Origin of the sequence: Xanthomonas melonis (assembly GCF_020783655.1) — a bacterium.
GTDB lineage: Bacteria > Pseudomonadota > Gammaproteobacteria > Xanthomonadales > Xanthomonadaceae > Xanthomonas > Xanthomonas melonis.
The window spans coordinates 117,047-138,106 of sequence record NZ_JAJGQH010000011.1 but is presented as its reverse complement, the minus strand read 5'-3'; the positions used below and the strand labels follow the sequence as shown (position 1 = coordinate 138,106).

The 21,060-nt window shown below is 67.7% G+C and carries 15 protein-coding genes; 13 read left to right on the top strand and 2 right to left on the bottom strand.

Features of this window, described 5'->3' with window-relative positions; all coding sequences use genetic code 11:
* Positions 1-20: 20 nt before the first annotated feature.
* From LL964_RS12720 to LL964_RS12675, 10 genes are all read left to right on the top strand, one after another.
* Positions 21-911, top strand: coding sequence for a GGDEF domain-containing protein (locus LL964_RS12720; RefSeq protein ID WP_167395211.1), 891 nt, complete (start codon positions 21-23; stop codon positions 909-911).
* A 334-nt stretch (positions 912-1,245) separates the two neighbouring features.
* Positions 1,246-3,195: a M1 family metallopeptidase gene (locus LL964_RS12715; RefSeq protein WP_167395210.1), complete on the top strand. Its 1,950-nt coding sequence runs from the start codon at positions 1,246-1,248 to the stop codon at positions 3,193-3,195.
* A 249-nt stretch (positions 3,196-3,444) separates the two neighbouring features.
* On the top strand, positions 3,445-4,164 hold the full coding sequence (locus LL964_RS12710) for a hypothetical protein (protein ID WP_104585812.1): 720 nt from the start codon (positions 3,445-3,447) through the stop codon (positions 4,162-4,164).
* Positions 4,165-4,168: 4 nt separating this feature from the next.
* On the top strand, positions 4,169-4,795 hold the full coding sequence (locus tag LL964_RS12705) for an HAD family hydrolase (RefSeq protein ID WP_167395209.1): 627 nt from the start codon (positions 4,169-4,171) through the stop codon (positions 4,793-4,795).
* A gap of 646 nt (positions 4,796-5,441) precedes the next feature.
* Entirely contained in the window at positions 5,442-7,460 is a 2,019-nt protein-coding gene (locus LL964_RS12700) for a methanol/ethanol family PQQ-dependent dehydrogenase (protein ID WP_323132946.1), read from the top strand.
* Positions 7,457-9,211 (top strand): quinoprotein dehydrogenase-associated putative ABC transporter substrate-binding protein, encoded by a 1,755-nt coding sequence (locus LL964_RS12695; RefSeq protein WP_228329447.1) that lies wholly within the window; start codon positions 7,457-7,459, stop codon positions 9,209-9,211. Before LL964_RS12700 ends, LL964_RS12695 begins: the two co-directional genes overlap by 4 nt.
* A gap of 24 nt (positions 9,212-9,235) precedes the next feature.
* Positions 9,236-9,886, top strand: a complete 651-nt coding sequence (locus LL964_RS12690; RefSeq protein WP_167395208.1) for a c-type cytochrome — start codon at positions 9,236-9,238, stop codon at positions 9,884-9,886.
* On the top strand, positions 9,883-10,962 hold the full coding sequence (locus LL964_RS12685; RefSeq protein ID WP_104585806.1) for a beta-propeller fold lactonase family protein: 1,080 nt from the start codon (positions 9,883-9,885) through the stop codon (positions 10,960-10,962). Before LL964_RS12690 ends, LL964_RS12685 begins: the two co-directional genes overlap by 4 nt.
* A 35-nt stretch (positions 10,963-10,997) precedes the next feature.
* On the top strand, positions 10,998-12,104 hold the full coding sequence (locus LL964_RS12680) for an S-(hydroxymethyl)glutathione dehydrogenase/class III alcohol dehydrogenase (RefSeq protein ID WP_104585804.1): 1,107 nt from the start codon (positions 10,998-11,000) through the stop codon (positions 12,102-12,104).
* A 12-nt stretch (positions 12,105-12,116) separates the two neighbouring features.
* Positions 12,117-14,501, top strand: coding sequence for a TonB-dependent receptor (locus tag LL964_RS12675; RefSeq protein WP_104585802.1), 2,385 nt, complete (start codon positions 12,117-12,119; stop codon positions 14,499-14,501).
* Between the two features lie 105 nt (positions 14,502-14,606).
* Here LL964_RS12675 and LL964_RS12670 read toward each other — a convergent pair whose 3' ends face one another.
* Together LL964_RS12670 and LL964_RS12665 are read right to left on the bottom strand one after the other, a co-directional pair.
* Positions 14,607-16,577 carry a sigma-54-dependent Fis family transcriptional regulator gene (locus LL964_RS12670; protein ID WP_104585800.1) on the bottom strand — a complete coding sequence of 657 codons (1,971 nt, stop codon included), beginning with the start codon at positions 16,575-16,577 and terminating at the stop codon, positions 14,607-14,609.
* 321 nt (positions 16,578-16,898) lie between these two features.
* Entirely contained in the window at positions 16,899-17,831 is a 933-nt protein-coding gene (locus tag LL964_RS12665) for a carbohydrate kinase family protein (RefSeq protein WP_104585798.1), read from the bottom strand.
* 277 nt (positions 17,832-18,108) lie between these two features.
* Here LL964_RS12665 and LL964_RS12660 point away from each other — a divergent pair, with 277 nt between their 5' ends.
* The 3 genes from LL964_RS12660 (at position 18,109) to mreD (ending at position 21,057) form a co-directional block, all read left to right on the top strand.
* Positions 18,109-19,155, top strand: coding sequence for a rod shape-determining protein (locus tag LL964_RS12660; protein ID WP_010368259.1), 1,047 nt, complete (start codon positions 18,109-18,111; stop codon positions 19,153-19,155).
* A 172-nt stretch (positions 19,156-19,327) separates the two neighbouring features.
* On the top strand, positions 19,328-20,575 hold the full coding sequence (gene mreC, locus LL964_RS12655) for a rod shape-determining protein MreC (protein WP_104585796.1): 1,248 nt from the start codon (positions 19,328-19,330) through the stop codon (positions 20,573-20,575).
* The gene (gene mreD / locus LL964_RS12650; RefSeq protein WP_104585794.1) at positions 20,572-21,057 is read left to right on the top strand and encodes a rod shape-determining protein MreD; all 486 of its coding nucleotides are present in this window, start codon (positions 20,572-20,574) and stop codon (positions 21,055-21,057) included. Before mreC ends, mreD begins: the two co-directional genes overlap by 4 nt.
* The last annotated feature ends 3 nt before the right edge of the window (positions 21,058-21,060 follow it).

Genomic DNA, 21,060 nt, shown 5'->3' with positions numbered 1-21,060 from the left:
TACTTCTGTCGGAGAGTTGGATGCGCTTGTACGCCGGGCTCTCGCGCGTGTTTCCCCGTTCCTTCAGCGCCAAGCTGCTGGCGGTGACATTTGTCGGCATCCATCTGCCGTTGCTGCTGTTGATCGCGTGGTTGGCCGCCCAGAGTGAGTTGGGCGGGCGCCTGCTGTGGTCGGTGGTCATCGTGGCGCTGCTGGCCACCTTGGCGGGCACCGCGCTGACGCTGTCGGCCCTGTATCGACTCCTGGCACCGCTGCGCATTGCGGCCGATGCACTGGATACCTATTACGCCGATCAACGCCTGCCCAGCTTGCCCGAGCATGGCGACGACGAGCTTGGCCGCTTGTTGCGCGGAATCAACCGCAGCCTGCGCGGTATCGACGCGGGCATGCGCGATCTGAAGAAGCATGCCTTGTTCGACCCGCTCACCGAAGCGCTGAACCGGCGCGGCTGCGAACAGGCGATGCGCGATTCGGTGGCTGCCGCGCAGCGCGAGGGCTGGCCGTTCGTGCTGTTCGTGCTGGACATGGACAACCTCAAGCCGATCAACGACCGCTTCGGGCATCTGGCCGGCGACCGCGTGCTGGTGCGGTTGGTGGAATCGGCCTACGGCTGGCTGGGCGCGCAGGACTGGATCGGCCGCTGGGGCGGCGATGAATTCCTGATCGGCGTGCATGCCAGCGAGGACGAGGCCACGCTCAAGCTCAATCAATGGCTGTCCATGCTCGAACGCGAAGATGGCGAGGAAGCGCCACTGCACCTGAGCGCCGGCAGCGCGGTGTGTGCGCAGGGTCTGGACGCCACCGAGCTGTATCGGCGTGCGGATGCAGCGATGTATCGCGCCAAGTTCTCCGGCGGCCGGCGCCTGGTCCGCGACGGGCACGACATGCCGCGCGATCATCCGGTGGCCTGAGCAGCAGCTGCGCCAGCAGGCGCGCTGCCGGTGCGGATGTGGCCGATGCAGTTCGCCAGCGCGCTGCTTCGCATTGCGCACGGTCCTCGTTTTCGTCTCCAGCGTGTTCGCCCGGCCGGTGCGGCTGCGTCGCCACGGTGCGCATCGCGGGGTTCCCATGAATGCGCCGGCTCGCCCCCAGCCAGCAGGCGCGCAGCGCCATCGCCCTGCGGCAAGCGAGCGCGGCCTTTATCCCCGCTGCCCTGTTCGACTGATCGCCCTGCGCCGGCAGCGGCGCGGGCAGTCCCTGCCGCGTAGCGCTAAAATGCCCGATTCCCTCGTTGTGGTGCCGTCGATGCGCTTCCCGCTCCTGTCGCTGTCCCTGGCCGTGTCCATCGCGCTGGCCGGCTGTTCCAATGACTCCACGCCGCCGGCGTCCACCACCGCCGCGCCAGCCACCACTGCCAAGGCCCCCGTGAAAGCAGACGCCCGCAACCACGACGAGAGTTCCTATGCCCAGCCGCAGCTGGTGATGATCAAGGATCTGGCGCTGGATCTGAAGCTGGATTTCGACAGCAAGCAGATCGGCGGCACCGCCACCTACACCCTGGAGTGGAAGGACAAGGCCGCAAAGCAGCTGGTGCTGGACACCCGCGAGCTGAGCATCGCCCAGGTGCAGGCCGACGATGGCAAGGGCGGCCTGTCGCCGCTGCAATTCGCACTGGCACCGGCCGACAAGACCTTCGGCAGCAAGCTCACCATCGAAGCGCCGAACCAGCCCGCCAAGGTGGTCATCACCTATCACACCGCACCTACCGCTTCGGGCCTGCAGTGGCTGGAGCCGTCGATGACCGAAGGCAAGCAGTTGCCCTTCATGTTCAGCCAGTCGCAGGCGATCCACGCGCGTAGCTGGGTGCCGTTGCAGGACACTCCGAGCGTGCGCTTCACCTATAGCGCGCATGTGACCTCGCGCCCGGACGTGATGGTGCTGATGAGCGCCGACAACGACCCCCAGGCCGCGCGCGATGGCGATTACAGCTTCAAGATGCCCGAGCCGATTCCGTCGTACCTGCTGGCGATCGCGGCTGGCGATGTGGTGTTCAAGCCGATCTCCGCGCGCTCGGGCGTGTGGGCCGAGCCGGCGATGGCGGACAAGGCTGCCAAGGAGTTCGAAGACACCGAGAAGATGATCGGTGCGGCCGAAAAGCTGTATGGCCCGTATCGCTGGGGTCGCTACGACATGCTGGTGCTGCCGCCGTCGTTCCCGTTCGGCGGCATGGAGAACCCGCGCCTGACCTTCGCCACGCCCACCGTCATCGTCGGCGACAAGTCGCTGGTGTCGCTGGTCGCGCACGAGCTGGCACATAGCTGGTCCGGCAACCTGGTGACCAACGCCAGCTGGAAGGACATCTGGCTCAACGAGGGCTTTACCACCTACGTGCAGGGCCGCATCACCGAGGCGCTGTATGGCGCGGAGATGGCCGAGATGGAGCGCGAGATCGACCAGGGCGATCTGCTGGCCGAAGTGAAGGACATGACGCCGGCCGACCAGACCCTGGCACTGCCGCCGCTGGCGCAACGTGACCCGGACGAGGCACTGAGCCAGGTGGCCTACGTCAAGGGCGCCTGGTTCCTGCAGTTCCTGGAGCAGCGCTTCGGCCGTGAGGTGTTCGACCCGTTCCTGCGTGGCTGGTTCGACGATCACGCCTTCCAGAGCGCGACCACCGACCAGTTCGTCGATTACCTTCAGAAGAATCTGCTCGCCAAGCATCCCACCACGGTCACCGCGGCCGAAGTGGATGCGTGGTTGAAGCAGCCGGGCATCCCGGCTTTCGCCGCCAAGGCGCGCTCGCGCAGCTTCTCCATCGTCGACACCGCGCGCATCGCCTGGAGCGGCAGCGGTACGCTGCCCAGCAAGCAGGTCACCGGCGAGTGGGGTACGCAGGAGTGGGTGCATTTCCTCAGCGGAATGGGCGCCACGCTCAAGCCGGAGCAGCTCAAGCAGCTGGACGAGGCCTACCACTTCACCGGCACGCCGAATGGCGAGATCGCCATGCGCTGGTATCCGCTGGCGATCCGCAGCGGCTATACCGAGGCACGCGCGGCCGCGGGCGAGTTCATCGAGCGGGTGGGGCGGCGCAAGCTGGTGCTGCCGATCTATGCAGAACTGTTGAAGACGCCCGACGGCATCGCGTTCGCCGAGCAGGCCTTCGAAAAGGCCAAGCCGAGCTATCACCCGATCACCACCGCGTCGGTGGCCGAGATGATCGCCAAGGCCAAGGCAGCGCCGCCGGCGCAGCCGTAACAGCCTGGGAGGGCGTGTATCCTGCGTCGCGCATCGCGCCGCGCAGGAACGCACCCGGGCGCGATGGGGCTTTGTCGGTCACGCCCCCATCGCGCCCGGGTGCGTTCTACGGTGCTTGATAATGATGCGTGTCGTGTCTCAGCCGGCTTCGGCGGGAATGCCGCGTCGCGACGAGACAGCTCCTTCCGTTGATCAACCGCGCATCGGTGGGCTGGTATGGTTGCCGTTGAATCTGCCCTGGAGTCGACGATGAAGTATCTGTTGAGCGCCGCCCTGTGCGTCGCCGTCCTGACCGCCTGTACCGATCGCCAGGCGCAGCGCCAGGCGCAGGAAGCTGCACAGGCGCAGGTCAAGCAACGCGAGGCCGATGCGCTGGCCAAGCAATACGACGAGGCTGTCGCGGCACAGAACTGGGACATGGCGCGTGCGCATGGGGCCGCCCTGCTCGAAGGCTATGCCGGTACCCCCGCCGCGACGCGCATCGAGCCCGGTTATGCCGACATCAAGGCCAAGGGCGAGCAGGCCCGCGAACTGCGGCGCATGCAGGCGCTCTGGGCGTACTCGCAGGTGCCGGCCAAGGGCGGTGCGCAGCGCTCGGCGATGATCGAGGCCAGATCGCGCGTGGACGTGGATGGCAGCGGGCCGAAACCGGTCAGCCTGGTGTTTCGCGACCACCCGCAATGGAAGCGGCATAGCTATCTCGTTCTCAAGGCCGGCGATTTCGATTGCTATCGCGGCTGCAAGGTGCAGGTGGCGGTCGATGGCGGCGCACCGCGCGCGATGGCGGCGCATCGCCCGGATACCGACGAGGCGATCGCGATGTTCATCGACGACGACAAGGCCTTGTGGAAGTTGGTGCGCACTGCCAAACGCATCAGCATCGCGTTTCCGGTCAAGGCCGGCGGTACGCGCACTGCGGAGTTCGAGGTCGGCGGCCTGGATACCACCCAGATGCCGGGCTGGAAGTAAGCGCATGGAGGGCGCGATCGCCGCACGCCTGCCGTTGTCGGCGTACCGGCATTGGGTGTTCGACATGGACGGCACGCTGACCCGGCCGGTACACGACTTCGCGCTGATCCGGCGCGAGCTGGACATTCCGCCCGAACACGACATCCTGCATCACCTGGCCGCGCTGCCGGCTGCGCAGTCGCGTGCGAAACACGCTTGGCTGCTGGAACACGAACGTGCGCTGGCCGAGGCTGCGCAACCCGCTGCGGGTGCGCTGGAGCTGGTCCGTGCACTGCAGGGCGATGGCTGTCGCCTGGGCCTGCTGACGCGCAACGCGCGCGAGCTGGCGCAGGTGACATTACGCGCGATCGGCGTCGGCGATGCCTTCGCCTGGGACGATATCGTCGGTCGCGACGAGGCCGCGCCCAAGCCGGCACCGGATGGGCTGCAGTACTTCCAGCGGCGCTGGAACGTGCCCGCGGCGGCACTGGTGATGGTGGGCGACCATCGCAACGATCTGGCATGCGGCCGCGCCGCCGGCACCGCCACCGTGCTGGTCAACGTCGTGGGCGACCGCTGGTCCGGCCTGGCCGACTGGCGCCTGCAGGATTGCGCCGGGCTCCTGCAGCACTGGCGCGCGCCGGCTGGTTAGCGCGCCGTATCCGCATCGAAGAGAACGCCATGCTCCAGCGCGCCATCCGATGCAGCCATCGATGGATCCACCACCACTTGCGCCCGGTCGGGAAGACTGCGATCCGGCAGCCGGGTCTCTGACACCGGCTCGCACGTGGTCAGTGCACGCCCGCGCAGCCGTGTGCTGTCCGCGTCCACGCAGCCAGTGCGAGCGCCTCGGTCGGTAAGCGTCGAGCGGGTCGGCGGCGTCGCAATGCCGCCGCAACGAAAGCATCGCGTGCCCTGATCCCTGCAGCTGTCGCGCCGCGCAGGTTCCTCAACGATTGAGCATGCCAGTGCCTGCGGCAAGCCTGCCCGACACGCCGGGTGTAGCCATGTATCCATCAAAACACTGTCCGGCAGCGTGCAGCCCCGCCAGGTAGCGCTGTACCGGCGCTGCGACAGCGCGTGCGGCGCAAAGTGTGCCAGAACCGTTACACCTTGCGCGCCATGTAGACGCAGCCAAGACAAGGCCTTTGCACGACAAGGTGCTGCGCCGCAACAGCCCGCTGGCACGCGCTGTGCTGAGTCTTCCGGCGGTGCCCACCCGTTTGCGCCGTCGTCGCGTGCATCAAACGCCAGTGGCTTCGTTCGATTGGATTCTTCACCGAGAGGGGTAGACGCATATGCACCAATCTTCCTGCAGCAGCCTTCGCCGCGGCGCGCTGCTGATGCTTGCGCTGAGCGCCGTGTTGTCCGGCTGCAAGAAGGACACGCCGGCGCAGACCGCAGCACCCACGCCTGGCGCGGCTCCCGCCGCTGCACCGGCCGCCGCCGTGGTCGATACCGATGGCGAATTCGCCAGCAATGCAGGCAACCCGGACAACTGGGGCGGGATCGGCCGCGACTTCGCCTTGACCCGCCACAGCCCGCTGGCCGAGATCAACCGCGACAACGTCAAGAATCTGAAGATGTCGTGGGAAATGAAGACCGATGCCACCCGCGGTCACGAAGGGCAGCCGCTGGTGATCGGCAACATCATGTACATGGTCAGCGCATACCCGAACAACGTGTTCGCGATCGACCTGGCCGCGCAGGACGATGGCGGCAAGGTGCTGTGGAAGTACACCCCGCAACAGGACGAGCGTTCGGTGGCGGTGGCCTGCTGCGACACCGTCAACCGCGGCGCATCCTATGCCGATGGCAAGCTGGTGTTCGGCAGCCTCAGCGGCGATGTGATCGCGCTCGATGCCAAGACCGGCAAGGAAGTGTGGAAGCAGAAGCTCGCACACCCGGACAAGGGCGAGACGATCACCATGGCGCCGATCATCGCCGACGGCAAGGTGGTGGCCGGCATCAGCGGCAACGAGTTCGGCGTGCTCGGTCGCGTGGCGGCCTACAACCTGTCCGATGGCAAGCAGGCCTGGTCCTGCGATGCGGCCGGCACCGACAAGGCGATCTGTCTGGGCCCGGACTTCAACAAGGCCAATCCGCAATACGGCCAGCTCGGCGATCTGGGCGTGAAGACCTTCCCCAACGACGAATGGAAGCGCGGCGGCGGCGCGGCCTGGGGTTGGTACAGCTACGATCCCAAGTTGAAGCTGGTGTACTACGGAACCGGCAATCCCGGTCTGTGGAGTCCCTCGTATCGCTGCGGCAAGACCACGCAGGAGGAGTGCAACAACGGGGAGCACGACAACAAGTGGTCGATGACGCTGTTCGCGCGCAAGATCGATACTGGCGAAGCGGTGTGGGGCTATCAGAAGACCCCGTTCGACCAATGGGATTACGACGGCATCAACGAACCGATCCTGGTGGATCTGAGCATCGACGGCAAGCAGGTGCCCTCGGTGGTGCAATTCGATCGCAACGGCTTTGCCTACGTGCTGGATCGCCGTGACGGAACGCTGCTGCGCGCGCACAAGTTCGTGCCGGCCAACTGGGCCGAACGCATCGACATGAAGACCGGCCGGCCGGTGAAGGTGGCCGCGCATTCGCCGCTGGAACGTGGCAAGAAGGTGCAGGCGTTCCCTTCGGCGATGGGCGGCAAGGACCAGCAGCCCTGCTCGGTGGATCCGGCCAATGCGGCGGTGTTCTTCTGCGGTACCAACAACTGGCACATGGAGCTGGAACCGCAGGAACGCGGCAACACCATGATGGGTCTGCCATATGTGTTCGCCAACGTGATGATGAAGCCCAACGAGCCAGGCGCGCTGGGCATCGTCAAGGCCTTCGACGTGGTGGAAGGCAAGTCCAAATGGGAGATCAAGGAGAAGTTCCCGGTATGGAGCGGCACCCTGGTCACCGACGGCGGGCTGGTGTTCTACGGCACGCTGGATGGCTGGTTCCGCGCGGTGGACAAGGACACCGGCAAGAAATTGTGGGAGATGAAGTTGCCCTCCGGCATCATCGGCAACCCGATCGCCTACAAGGCCAATGGTCACCAGTACATCGCGGTGTTCTCCGGCATCGGCGGCTGGATCGGCCTGCCGGTCACCGGCGGCCTGGACCCGAGCGATCCTTACGGTGCGCTGGGTGCGGCCGGACTGGCCTTCGGTGCCGGTTTCGACAAGATCCCGCTGGGCGGCATGGTGCATACCTTCCGCATCGACGGCGCCGGTAAGACCATATCCACCACGGCGACCGCTACGGCGTCCGTCGCGGGTGGCGGTACCGCCAATGCCGCAGCGAAAACGGCGCGATGATGTCGATGCAAGGCGTGGGGCGTGGGCGGCGGCAGCGGGCTGCCGGCGCGCACGACATGGTTGCGCAGCTGCGCAGGGTGCTACTGGTTTGCAGCCTCGGACTCGTCGCCGGCGGCTGCACACGCGAGCCGTCCTCACCGACGGCTCGCGCTTCTGCCACCGCGCCCGCCGCGGTGACGCCGGCCACACCTACAGCGGCAGCTGCCGCACCGCCACCGCCACCCGATTCCACGGTGCTGCGGGTGTGCGCCGATCCGGGCAACATGCCGCTGTCCAACAAGGCCGGCGAGGGATTCCAGAACAGGATCGCGCAGGTGGTGGCCGAAGCCATGGGGCGGCGGCTGGACTACGAATGGCGCACCTACTACCAGCGCGGGCTGGCGCGCAGCACCATCAATGCCGGCCGCTGCGATGTGCTGATGGATCTCAACAGCGATTTCGAACAGGGGCTCACCACGGTGCCGCTCTATCGCTCCAGCTATGTGCTGGTGGCGCGCAAAGGCCTGCAGCTGGCGCCCCGCACCCTGGACGACCCGGCGCTGAAATCGATCAGGCTGGGCGTGTTCCAGAGTTCGCCCGCGCGCCAGGCGCTGTACGAACACGGCGTCACTGGCGAGGTGCAGTACCTGTTCTACGATTCGGCCACCGCGCCGGAAGAACACCCTGGCAAGCTGGTGCAGCGCGTCGCCGCAGGCGAGCTGGATGCCGCCGAATCCTGGGGCCCGGTCGCCGGCTATTACGCTGCGCCCGCAGACTTGGGCCTGGTGCCGCTCAACACCGTCGACGATGCCGTGCTGGAGTATTCGATGGCATGGGCGGTGGCGCGCAAGAATGCCGAGCTGCGCGATGCGTTGAACACGGCATTCGAACGCAGCGCCGGCAAGATCGAGGCCATCCTTCGCGATTACCGGGTGCCGCTGGTACGGTGCAGCGACTGCGTCGTGGCCGGCGATCTGCCGTCGCATGGGCCCTACGCCACACCGACACCGGCGCCGAAGTCGCCCAGCCAGGCCGCGTCGTCGCAGGAGCTGGCGCAGTTGCAACTGCGCATCGCCGGCGGCGCCGACCCGAATCAGGAGCTTGCGCATGCGCTGGATGCCGGCGATGCGGTGCGCGCGGCCTGGTTGCTGCGGCATGGCGCCGATGCCAACCGGCCGAATCTGCTCGGCGAGCCGCCGCTGCATCAGGCCATCCGTAACCAGGAACCCGACCTGGTGGGTCTGCTGCTGGATGCCGGCGCGCGGCTGGACGCCCGCGATGCCGGTGGATGGACCGCGCTGATGAAGGCCGCCTGGGCCAGCGATGCCGACAGCGTCGACCGGCTACTGCGCAAGCGTGCGCCGGTGGACGCGGTGTCCGGCGATGGCTGGAGCGCACTGGAACTGGCAGTGGCGTACGCCGATGTGGAGGTGGTGCGGTCGTTGCTGACCGCCGGAGCGGATGCGCGGCGCGCCAACGCCACCGGGTTCACGCCGGTGATGTTTGCGGTGGCGCGCGACGATCCGGCCATTCTCGATGCGGTGCTCGCACGCGGAGCCGACGCGGGGCACGCCAATCGGGCCGGCGTCACTGCCTTGATGCTGGCAGCCGCGGCCGGCCGCGAGCAGGTCGCCAGACGCCTGCTGGCTGCCGGTGCCGATCCGGCGGTGCGCAATCGCGAAGGCAAGACGGCGGCGGCGCTGGCACAGGACCGTGGCGATACCGCGCTGGCCACCCTGCTGAGCGATACCGCCCACCCCTCCAGACACTGACCGCTTCTTCCGCCGCGCGCATCTGTGCGTGGCGTTCCCTCCGATCAGAAAGGTTCGTCCATGCGCAAGACCATCGTGGGTTGTCTCGATCGTTCCGTTCGTGCAGCGTTATGCAGCGTGCTGCTCAGTGCAATGTTGGCGGCATGCGGCAAGGAGGAAGCGCCGCCTGGCCCGGCGCGTGATGCGGCCGCCCCTCCCGCCGCCAGCACGCCGGCAGCGGCGACCGCAGCGCCGCCACCCGCTGCCGCGCCGGCGGCCATGCCCAATCTCGCGGCCGGGCCGGCGCCGGATCCGGCTACGCCGCCCACGCCTCCAGCCACGGTGGTTCCGATTCCCAAGGGGCCGGAAGTCAAGGTCACGCCGGAACTGGTGGCCGAAGGCAAGAAGATCTATTTTTCCGCCGGCTGCAATGCCTGCCACGGCGGTACCGGGGGTGGTGGCATGTGCCCGCCGTTGACCAACGACATCTGGGTCTATGGCAGCGACGACGACACCTTGCGTGCGCTGATCAGCGAAGGCACCGCCGCGATGATCACCCATGGCAAGACCCGGATCGGCCACGAAAAAGTGGTGGGGCAGATGCCGCCGTTCGCACCGGTGCTCAAGCCCGGCGATACCGAAAAGCTGCTCGCCTTCATCCATTCCATCAACAAGACCGCAGGCAAGGCGCAATGAGGCCTGGCGTCTTCAAAGCGGTTTGCGGCACCTGGCTGCGCCTGCGTGCGGTGGCTGCACTCGGCGCGCTGGTGCTGCTGGCCGGCTGCCAGCGCGATGCGGCGGTGACTGCCTCCACGGCGAGGTCCGCTCCCCTCGCGCCGCCGCTCTCCACCGATGCAACGCCCGCGCCTGCGACTGCGCCGGTGTTTGCGTACGTGCCCAATCAGCGCAGCGGCACGGTGTCGGTGATCGATACCCGCAGCGATACGGTGGTGCGTACCCTCACCGGACAAGGCCAGTTGGGCAATCGCCTGCAGCAACTGTTGCCCGGGGCACAGGGCCATCTGTACCTGATCGATGCGCAACACCACCGATTGATCGAGCTGGACATCGCCAAGGACAGCGTGCTGCGCAGCGTGCAGATCGGCGAGAACGCCGAAGGCATCGCGCGCTCGCCCGATGGCAGACAGTTCGCGGTGTGCGTGGAGGGGCAGAACCAGGTGATGCTGATCGATGCCGCACGCTTCGCGGTGCAGCAGGTCATCGCCACGCGTGGGCAGGCACCGGAGCACTGCGCGTATACACCCGATGGCAAGTGGCTGCTGACCAGCAACGAAGGCTCCAACGACATGGACCTGATCGATCTGACCACGCAGCGCTCGATCGGCGTGGTGGCCACCAGCGGCCACCCACGCGGCATGGCCTTCGCGCCGGATGGTCATCGCGTCTACATCGCGCAGGAAACGGCCGACGTGGTGGATGTGATCGACCTGCAGACCCGCACCCGCCGCGCCAGTCTGCCGGCTGGCGTGCGCACCGCCGGGGTTGCCCTGTCTGCGGACGGCGCGCGCCTGTATGCCTCCAATGGTGGCGCCGGGACGGTCAGCGTGATCGACACCCGCAGCGCACGCCGCCTGGCCGAGATCCCGGTCGGGTTGCGGCCATGGAACCCGGCGCTGACCCCGGCCGGCGACAAGCTGTACGTGGCGAACGGGCGCTCCAATACGGTGAGCGTGATCGACACCGCCAGCCTGCGCGAACGCAAACAGATCCCTGTCGGCGAACTGCCGTGGGGCGTGGTCATCGCGCGCTGAGTGGCCGCCATGCCCACGCGCGCCAGGGAGGCGGGATGAAGACACGCGCTGCGGTGGCCTGGGGCCCGCATCAGCCGCTGACCATCGAAGAAGTGGAGCTGCAGCCGCCGCGCCCCGGCGAGGTCCTGGTGCGGCTGGTCGCCACCGGCATCTGCCATGGCGATGTGCACGCGCTGGCCCACGGGCATGCGGCCAGCTTCCCGGCGATCCTGGGGCAGGAAGGCGCCGGTGTGGTGGAAGCGGTGGGTATCGGCGTCACCAGCGTGCAGGCCGGCGATCATGTCATCCCGCTGTACATGCCCGAATGCGGGGTCTGCAAGTTCTGCCGTTCCGGCCGTACCAACCTGTGCCAGGCGATTCGCAGCAGCCAGGAGCGTGGGCTGATGCCCGATGGCAGCAGCCGGTTCTCGCTGCACGGGCGCCCGATCCTGCATCACATGGGCACCAGCACCTTTTCCGAGTACACCGTGCTGCCCGAGATCGCGGTGGCGCGCATCCCGCGCGAGGCCGCGCTGGAGCAGGTCTGTCTGCTCGGCTGCACGGTCACCACGGGGGTGGGCGCGGTCCTCACCGGCGCGCACGTGCGTCCCGGCGATAGCGTGGCGGTGTTCGGCCTGGGCGGCATCGGGCTGTCGGTGGTGCAGGGGGCGGTGCTGGCGCAGGCCGGGCGCATCGTGGGAGTGGATATCGATCCGGGCAAGTTCGCGCTGGCGCGCGCGCTGGGCGCCACCGATTGCCTGGATCCACGCGACTACGGCGCGCCGATCCAGCAGGTCATCGTGGATCTCACCGACGGTGGCGCCGACCACAGTTTCGAATGCGTCGGCGATGTGGGCACGATGCGGGCGGCGCTGGAGTGTTGCCACAAGGGCTGGGGCGAGAGCGTCATTCTCGGCCTGGCCGACGCTGCGCAGGAAATCAGTACCCGCCCGTTCCAGCTGGTCACCGGGCGGGTGTGGCGCGGCAGCGCATTCGGCGGGGTGAAAGGGCGCAGCGAGTTGCCCGGCTATGTGGAGCGCTGCCTGCGCGGCGAAATCCGGTTGGCACCACTGATCACCCGCACGCTGGCGCTGGACGAGATCAACCAGGGGTTGGCGGATCTGCGCGCCGCGCGCGGCATCAAATCGATCGTGCTTTATTGACGGAGACGCGACATGACAGCAGCCACACGCAGGAACGCGCCGTTGGGGCGCCACGCATTGGTGGGCGCCTGTGCCCTGGCATCGCTGGCCGGCGCTGCCAGGGCGCTGGCGGCAGAGGCGGCGCAGGTCACCTGGCTGGATCGCGTCGAGGTCACCGCCACGCCGATCCCCGGCACCACCATCGATGCGGGGCAGCTGCCGTACATGGTGCAGTCGGCCAACACGGCCGACCTGTCGCGCGGGCGCAGCAACAATCTCGGCGATCTGCTGCAGCGGCGCTTCGTCGGCGTGGATGGCAACGATGTGCAGGGCAGCGCGTTCCAGAACGACCTCACCTTCCACGGCTTCCGCGCCTCGGCCTTGCCGGGCGCCTCGCAGGGGGTATCGGTGTATCTGGATGGCGTACGCCTCAACGAACCGTTCGCCGACATCGTCAGCTGGGACATGCTGCCCGAAGCGGCGATCACGGCGGTGACCCTGATGCCCGGTTCCAACCCGCTGTTCGGTCCGAACACGCTGGGGGGCGCGGTGGTGTTGTCCACTGCCTCCGGACTCACCGCACCGGGCGTGCAGGGCGAGTTGAGTCTGGGCAGCGGCGCGCGCAGGCGCCTGGATGCCAGCTATGGCGTCGCCGGCGCGGACGGCTGGCATGGGTTCATCGCAGTGACCGGTTTCGACGAGAACGGCTGGCGCGATGCGTCCGAAGGCCGGCTGGGCACGCTGTTCGGCAAGCTCGGTCGGCAGGGCGAGCAGACCGACTGGAGCCTGTCGCTGCTGCACGGGCGCAGCCGCCTGATCGGCAACGGCCTGCTGCCGCAGACGCGTTACACCGACGAAGGGCCTGAGCCCGGGCTGTATCGCGCCGACCGCCGCGCGGTATACACCTCGCCGGACCTCACCCGCAATCGCAACACGCTGCTGACCGCGCAGCTGGATCATCGCTTCGATGCCGACACCGCATTGCACGCGCTGGCCTATTCGCGCGTGGGCCGGCGCGACACCGTCAACGGCGACATCGGCGAAGACTACGAAGAGTTCGTCGAAGAGTGTGCGTCCGGCTATGCCGCAGATGGCACCGCGCTGGATGCCGATTGCGGGACCGCGCGCGCCGATGCCGATGCGCTGCCGACCGGGGCACTGAACACCACCTGGATGCGCCAGGATGCGCAGGGGCTGGCGCTCAACCTGACCGGGCAGTGGGGGGCGCATGCGCTCAGCACCGGCGTGACCTTCGATCGCGGCTACGTGCGGTATCGGCAGTTCGCCCGCGATGGCTGGGTACAGCCGGACCGCTCGGTGTGGGCCGATCCCGATGCCGAGCGGACGTTCTTTTCCGGCGTGCGCGGCAGCACCAAGACGCTGGGCGCCTTCGTCGCCGATACCTGGGCGATCGACCAGGCGACCCATCTCACTGCGGCAGTGCGCTGGAATCGGGTGGTGGTGGACAACATCCTCTCCACTGCCGAGGACGGCGACCGCCCGCGCGAGCGCTTCGTCTACGTCAAGGCCAATCCCTCGCTGGGGCTGACCCATCGGCTCGCTTCCGGGCTGACCGTGTACGGCTCGGTGGCGCAGAACACGCGCGCGCCCACCGCCATCGAGCTGGGCTGTGCCGATCCGACCCAGCCGTGCCGCCTCCCCACCGGCCTGCAGGCCGATCCACCGCTGGAGCAGATCGTCTCGCGCACGGTCGAAGTGGGCGCGCGCTGGGCGCCATCGGCCGACACCCAGGCGACGCTGTCGCTGTACCGGGCCGACAACCGCGACGACATCCTGTTCCTGCGCGCGCCCGATACCCAGCTGGGGTACTTCGACAACGTCGGCCGTACCCGCTACCAGGGCGCCGATCTGGCGCTGCAGCAGCGCAGCGGTCGCTGGCAGTGGTCGGCCGGCTACAGCTACCTGGACGCGACCTACCGCAGCAGCGGCGAATTGTTGTCCGGCGAGCGCGTGATCGCGCTGCGGCCTGGCCTGCGCATTGCCGCACTGCCGCGGCACAACCTCAAGGCCGCGGTGGAATGGCAGCGCGATGCGCTGACCCTGGGCGCCGGCGTGCGCGCGGTGTCCGGGCGCGTGGCCAGCGGCAACGAGGACGGTCAGGTCGACAATGCCGAAGCGGGCGAAGCCGCGCCCGAGCGCATCGACATCGGCACTGCCGGCTATGCCCTGGTCGACCTGCAGGCGCGTTGGGCCATTACTCCACGCGTGTCGTTATTCGCGCGGATCGACAATGTGTTCGACCGCCACTACGCCACCTATGCCGCCGTGGCCGAAGACGTGTTCCCCGACGGCGAGCTGGCCCGCCCGCAAGATGCACCGGTAGAAACCGGCCCGGCGCGTTTTCTCGCACCCGGCGTACCCAGGCAGTATGTGGTCGGGCTGCGTTGGGCGCTTTGAGGCGGGGATTCGGAATTCGGGATTCGTGATTCGTAAACGCCGATGCACCGGCGGCGCCGACTGCTAGCTGTTGCCAATCCCCAATCCCGAATCCCGGCCCCCGATTCATCCAGTAGCCAGACCATGCTTGCGCAGCTTGCGATACAGCGTATTGCGGCTGATGCCCAGCGCATCGGCGGTGCGGCTGACATTCCAGCGGTGGCGTTCGAGTTGTTGCTGCAGCACCATGCGTTCGGCCTGATCCAGCGCGACGCGGCCCGGCATGTCGTCGGCGGCCACCGCGCGGCCATCCACCAGGCAGGGGGCGCTTCCGGCGTCGACGATCTCCTGCGGCAGGTTGGGCAGGCGGATCACGCCACCGCTGCACAGCACCGCCGCGGTGCGCAGCACATTGCGCAACTGGCGCAGGTTGCCCGGCCATGCGTAGCTGAGCAGCTTGTGCATGGCCTCCTCGCTGATGCGCACGCTGCGTTCGGGGTTTTCCTCGTGCAGCAGGGTGCGGATCAACTCGGCCTTGTCGCTGCGTTCGCGCAGCGGCGGCAGGTGCATGACCACGCCGTTGAGTCGGTAATACAGGTCTTCGCGGAACTCCCCTGCGGCCACGCGCTGGGCCAGATCGCGATGGCTGGCGCTGATGACGTGCAGTTCCAGCGCGACCGTGCGCTCGCTGCCCAGCGGCGTGACGCACTGGTCTTCCAGTACGCGCAGCAGGCGGCTCTGCAACGGCAGCGGCATGTCGCCGATTTCGTCCAGGAACAAGGTGCCACCGCTGGCCTGCAACAGTTTGCCGTGACGTCCTTCGCGCGCAGCGTCGGTGAACGCCCCGCGCGCATAGCCGAACAGTTCGCTTTCGATCAGCGCCTCCGGAATCGCGGCGCAGTTGATCGCCACGAACGCCCCGCTGGACCAGGGCGAGCCGCGATGCACGGCCTTGGCGAATTCTTCCTTGCCGGTGCCGGTGTCGCCGCGCAGCAGGATGGAGACCCGGTGCGCCGCCAGCTTCAATGCATTGGCCAGGTTATGGCGCATCCGCGGATCGGAGCCGATGTGCTCGCCCGGTGCGGCGGCAGTGTCCGGCACCGCCGCCGCGGCTCCGCCCACGCCCGACGGCGACGGACGCGCACGGGGCGGGCGTACCAGCGCGTAGAAGCGGCGCCCGTGGCAGGCGCAGCGGATCGACCACACCGTGCCGGCGTCGCTGCCGGCGCGGTGTTCGAGGGTGTCGAAGTCCAGTTGCATCACCTGCGAGATGTCGCGCCCCACCAATAGGCTGCGATCGATCTTGCCCAGCTGCTCGAGCACCGCTTCGTTCACCGCCAGCACGCGGCCGTCGGTGCCGATGGCGATCAAGGCTTCGTGCAGCAGGCCGGCGAATTCCGGGCGGCTGTGGAAGCGCAGGATGTAGGCGTGGGCGAACTCGTTGAGAAAATGCGAGCGCGAGATCTGCGCGGCGGACATGCTCACCAACGCCATGGTATGGCGCTGGATCTGTTTGCTGTCCTGCGCATTGGGCGTGGAGGCGTCCAGCACCGCCAGCAGGCCGCCGTGCGGATCCAGGATGGGCGCGCCGCTGCAGGAGAGCGGCAGGTGCCGGGTCAGGTAATGCTCGCCGCGGTGCACGCTCACCGGCGTGCGCTCGGTCGCGCACGTGCCCAGCCCGTTGGTGCCCTGATGGCATTCGTCCCAACTGGCGCCGCACAGCAAGCCGGCCTGGCGGAACTCGTGCACCAGCGTGGCATCGTGCACGCTGTGCAATACCGTGGCCTGGGCATCGGCAAAGATCACCGCATAGCCGCTGCCGGCGATCTGCTCGTACAGGTTTTCCATTTCCACCTTGGCGATACGCAGCACCTCGCCGAGGCGCTGCTGGCGCTCGCGCAGGTGCAGGGCGTCATGGACCAGCGGAGCGGGCGTGGCCTCGGGCAGCAGCGCGTAGTCGTCCAGGCAGCGCCGCCACGAGCGCGTCAGCGGCGGCGCCAGTGGCGCGATGTCGCGCAACCGTCGGATCTGCCGTAGCAGGTCGGGCTCGAACTCCGGAGAAACCTGGGAATCGGCGATAACGCTTGGCTCTGACATGGGCCAGCGTTCCTCAGTGGGCGCGAGGCGTCAGTAGAGACACAAACCGTGGTGATGCTCAAACTGCATTGCAGCAAAGTGCGCTGTCGCCGCTGACGATGCCGCGCTGTCGGCATAAAGCCCCTCTCCCGCCGGGAGAGGGGTTGGGGAGAGGGTACGGGGCGAGGCAGTGGAGCAGTCGGTGATTCAGGTCTGATGGCGCGTGGCGACGCGTTTGTCATGACAGGTGATGGTAGATCTCCGAGGCGCACCCTCATCCGCCCCTGCGGGACACCTTCTCCCAAGGGAAGAAGGGCAAGCGCTGATCAGCGGCGGTGCGCGTCAGAGCGCGTAACCGAACTGCTGCTTGAACTGGTCGTTGAATTCGGCGAAGTCGAAGCGCTGGTTCTGCGTACCCGGGTGCTCCACCTTCAGCGCGCCCATCAGGTTGCCCATGCGGCCGATGGTCAGCCAGTCGTAGTTGTGCTGGATGCCGTAGATCAGCCCGGCGCGGAACGCATCGCCGCAGCCGGTGGGATCGACCACGCGGCGCTCGTGCGCCGGCGGAATGTCGTAGGTCTTCTCCGGGGTGTGCACCAGTGCGCCCTTGGGACCCTGGGTGGTGATGTAGGCCTGCACGCGCGAGACGATGTCCTTTTCGTCCCAGCCGGTGCGTTCCTGCAGCAAATTGGACTCGTAGTCGTTGACCACCACGTAGTCGGCCTGCTCGATGAACTGGCGCAGCTCCGGGCCGTTGAACAGCGGCATGGCCTGGCCGGGGTCGAAGATGAAGGGGACGCCGCCGGTAGCGAACTCTTCCGCGTTCTGGATCATGCCTTCGCGCCCGTCCGGGCCGACCAGGCCCAGGGTCACCCCCGGCACGTCCTTCACGTGGTTCTCGTAGCTGCGCATCATCGCGCCCGGGTGGAAGGCGGTGATCTGGTTGTTGTCGTGGTCGGTGGTGATGAACGCCTGCGGGGTGAACAGGTCGTCGATGATCTTCACGCGCGACAGGTCGATGCCCAGGGCCTCGAAGTGCTCGCGGTAGGGGCCGAAATCCTGGCCGACGGTGCCCATCGGAATCGGTGCGCCGCCGAGCAGGTGCAGGTTGTAGGCGATGTTGCCGGCACAGCCGCCGAACTCGCGGCGCATGCGCGGCACCAGGAACGAAACGTTCAGGATGTGCACCTTGTCCGGCAGGATGTGGTTCTTGAACTGGTCCGGAAACACCATGATGGTGTCGTAGGCGAGGGAACCACAGATCAGTGCGGACATCGAATCAGGCCTTTGCGTAGGGAAATACCCGCCAGTTGCCGGGCATGGCAGCGGGACGGCGCGTGCGCCGCGGCGCAAAGGGTAACGGCTGCGACCGATCAGGGCCACAACCGCATGCCATGGCTGGCGTGACCGGCACATGAAAACGGGGCCGGGACGGCCGATTTTTCCTTGCTCACCCCGGGGGGGATTGCTAGGCTAGCCGACTTCGTTTTCTGCCCAAATTTTCGCCACTCTGGCGGTAGGGCGCGCGACTCACCCAGGAACAACTCCCTCGATGTTCAAGAAACTGCGCGGCATGTTCTCCAACGACCTGTCCATCGATCTGGGCACGGCCAATACGCTGATCTACGTGCGCGGGCAGGGCATCGTGCTGAACGAGCCATCGGTGGTGGCGGTGCGTCAGGACCGTGCGATCGGCGGTACGCGCTCGGTGGCGGCGGTCGGCGCCGAGGCCAAGCAGATGCTCGGCAGGACTCCCGGCCATATCACCACCATCCGCCCGATGAAGGATGGCGTGATCGCCGACTTCACCTACACCGAGGCGATGCTGAAGCACTTCATCAAGAAGGTGCACAAGTCGCGCGTGCTGCGTCCCAGCCCGCGCGTGCTGGTCTGCGTGCCGGCTGGCTCCACCCAGGTCGAGCGCCGCGCCATCAAGGAATCGGCGGAAGAGGCCGGTGCGCGCGACGTCTACCTGATCGAAGAGCCGATGGCCGCGGCGATCGGTGCCGGCATGCCGGTGACCGAGGCGCGCGGTTCGATGGTCATCGATATCGGCGGAGGCACCACCGAGGTGGCGGTGATCTCGCTCAACGGCATCGTCTACTCGCAGTCGGTGCGGGTGGGCGGCGACCGCTTCGACGAGTCGATCACCAACTACGTGCGCCGCAACCACGGCATGCTGATCGGCGAAGCCACCGCCGAGCGCATCAAGCTGCAGATCGGCTGCGCCTACCCGCAGGACGAGGTGCAGGAGATGGAGATCTCCGGCCGAAACCTGGCCGAGGGCGTGCCCAAGATGATCAAGATCAACTCCAACGAAGTGCTGGAAGCGCTGCACGAGCCGCTGTCGGGCATTGTTTCCGCAGTCAAGCTGGCGCTGGAGCAGACCCCGCCGGAACTGTGCGCCGACGTGGCCGAGCGCGGCATCGTGCTCACCGGCGGCGGCGCGCTGCTGCGCGACCTGGACCGGTTGATCTCCGAGGAAACCGGCCTGCATGTGCAGGTGGCCGACGACCCGCTCACCTGCGTGGCCCGCGGCGGTGGTCGCGCGCTGGAGCTGGTGGACATGCATGGCAACGAGTTCTTCGCGCCGGAGTGAGGCGTTCGGGAGTCGGGAGTCGGCATTGGGGATTCGCAACAGCGGTTCCTGCCTACGGCGCGGCGGGATTGCCGCGCAGTTCCGCTGATTCACGTGTTAGCCGCATTCGTCTCGGGGGCAGCCAACCGCTCCCCGAATCCCCAATTCCGAATCCCCAATCCCGGCCCTGAACGTGCCCTCCTACGCCGGTCCTCCCGTCGCCTCCCGTCCGGGCGAAGTCACCTCCACACTGCGGTTGCTGGTCTATCTGGTGCTGGCGGTCGTGCTGATCGGACTCGATAGCCGTGGTGGCTGGCTGAGCCAGCTGCGTTTGCAGGCCAATCTGCTGATCCAGCCGATCTGGGCGGTGGCCGGGCTGCCGGGGCGGATCGGCTCGCAGGTGCGCGACAACGCTGCCACCCATGCGCAGTTGGTGGAGGAAACCCGCGACCTGCGCAATCAGCTGCTGGTGGCCAATGCCCGCCTGACCCGGCTGCAGACCGCCGCGCTGGACAACGCGCAGTTGCGCGAACTGCTCAACGTGGCCGAGCGCCGCGGCCTGGACGTGCAGCTGGCGCCGATCCTGGACATCGACCTGGACCCCACCCGCCAGCGCCTGCTGCTGGATGCCGGCAGCCGCGACGGCGTGCGGTTGGGCCAGGCGGTGATCGATGCTGGCGGCTTGATGGGCCAGGTGATCGAAGTGACCCCGCTGCATTCCACCGTGCTGCTGCTGACCGACCCCGATCATGCGGTGCCGGTCAGCGTTGCGCGCAATGGCGTGCGCCTGATCGTCTACGGCCGCGGCGACCGCCTGGAACTGCGCGACATCCCGCTCAGTGCCGGCGTGCAGGTGGGCGACGAGATCGTCACCTCCGGCCTGGGCGGCCGCTTCCCGGCCGGCTTCCCGGTCGGCAAGGTCTCCGAACTGCATCCGGACGACACCCACGCCTTCCTGGTCGGCGAACTGACCCCGGCGGCCAAGCTGGATCGGGGCCGGGATGTGTTGTTGCTGCGGGCGGGCAAGCCGTTGCGGGTAGTTCCTGGGGGCGGGATTGGGGATTCGGGAGTGGGGATTGGCAACAGCAACAGCAACAGTGTCGCGGCGGCGGCGGCCAGCGCGCCGGTGACCGCCACACCACGTACGCCGGCGGGCGGAGTTTCCAATGTAGCGATTGATCCGGCACGCCCCACTGCCTCCGAGGCATCGGGGGCCGGTACCGCACCGCCTGCACAGTCCGCAGCGGCACCTGCCGCGCCCGGCGCGCAGCCGTCCAGCGCTCCAGCATCCGGCCGCCCGTCCAGCACGCCCGCCCGCCTTCCCGCGTCCAACGGCCCAATTCCCGATTCCCGCCCGTCCCCGCAGCGGGGCGCTGCTTCAAACGAATCCCCAATCCCGAATCCCCAATCCCGTCCGTCTCCACAGGAGACGGACCAATGACCCGCATGCGCAATACCTGGATCCTGCCGGTCAGCATCTTCGTTGCGCTGGTGCTGGGGCTACTGCCGTTGCCGGCGCTGGTACAGCCGCTGCGTCCGTACTGGCTGGCGCTGGTGCTGGCCTATTGGGTGATCGAAGCGCCCGACCGGGTCGGGCTGGGCGTGGCTTTCGTGGCCGGGGTGCTGGCCGATCTGCTGTATGGCGGGCTGCTCGGCGAGCAGGCGCTGCGGCTGGTGATCATGACCTTCATCCTGCAGCGCTTCCGCGCGCGGATGCGGTTCTTTCCGCTCTCCCAGCAGGCGCTGGCCATCGGGGGATTGCTGCTGAACGACCGCATCGTGTCCTCGGCCGTGCATCTGGCGGTGGGCGAGCCGACCCTGCCGTGGAGCTACTGGTGGGCGCCGCTGCTGGGCATGGCGCTGTGGCCGCCGCTGTTCGTGCTGCTGGATGCGGTGCGGCTGGGCAAGCGGAGCAAGAAGTAGCCC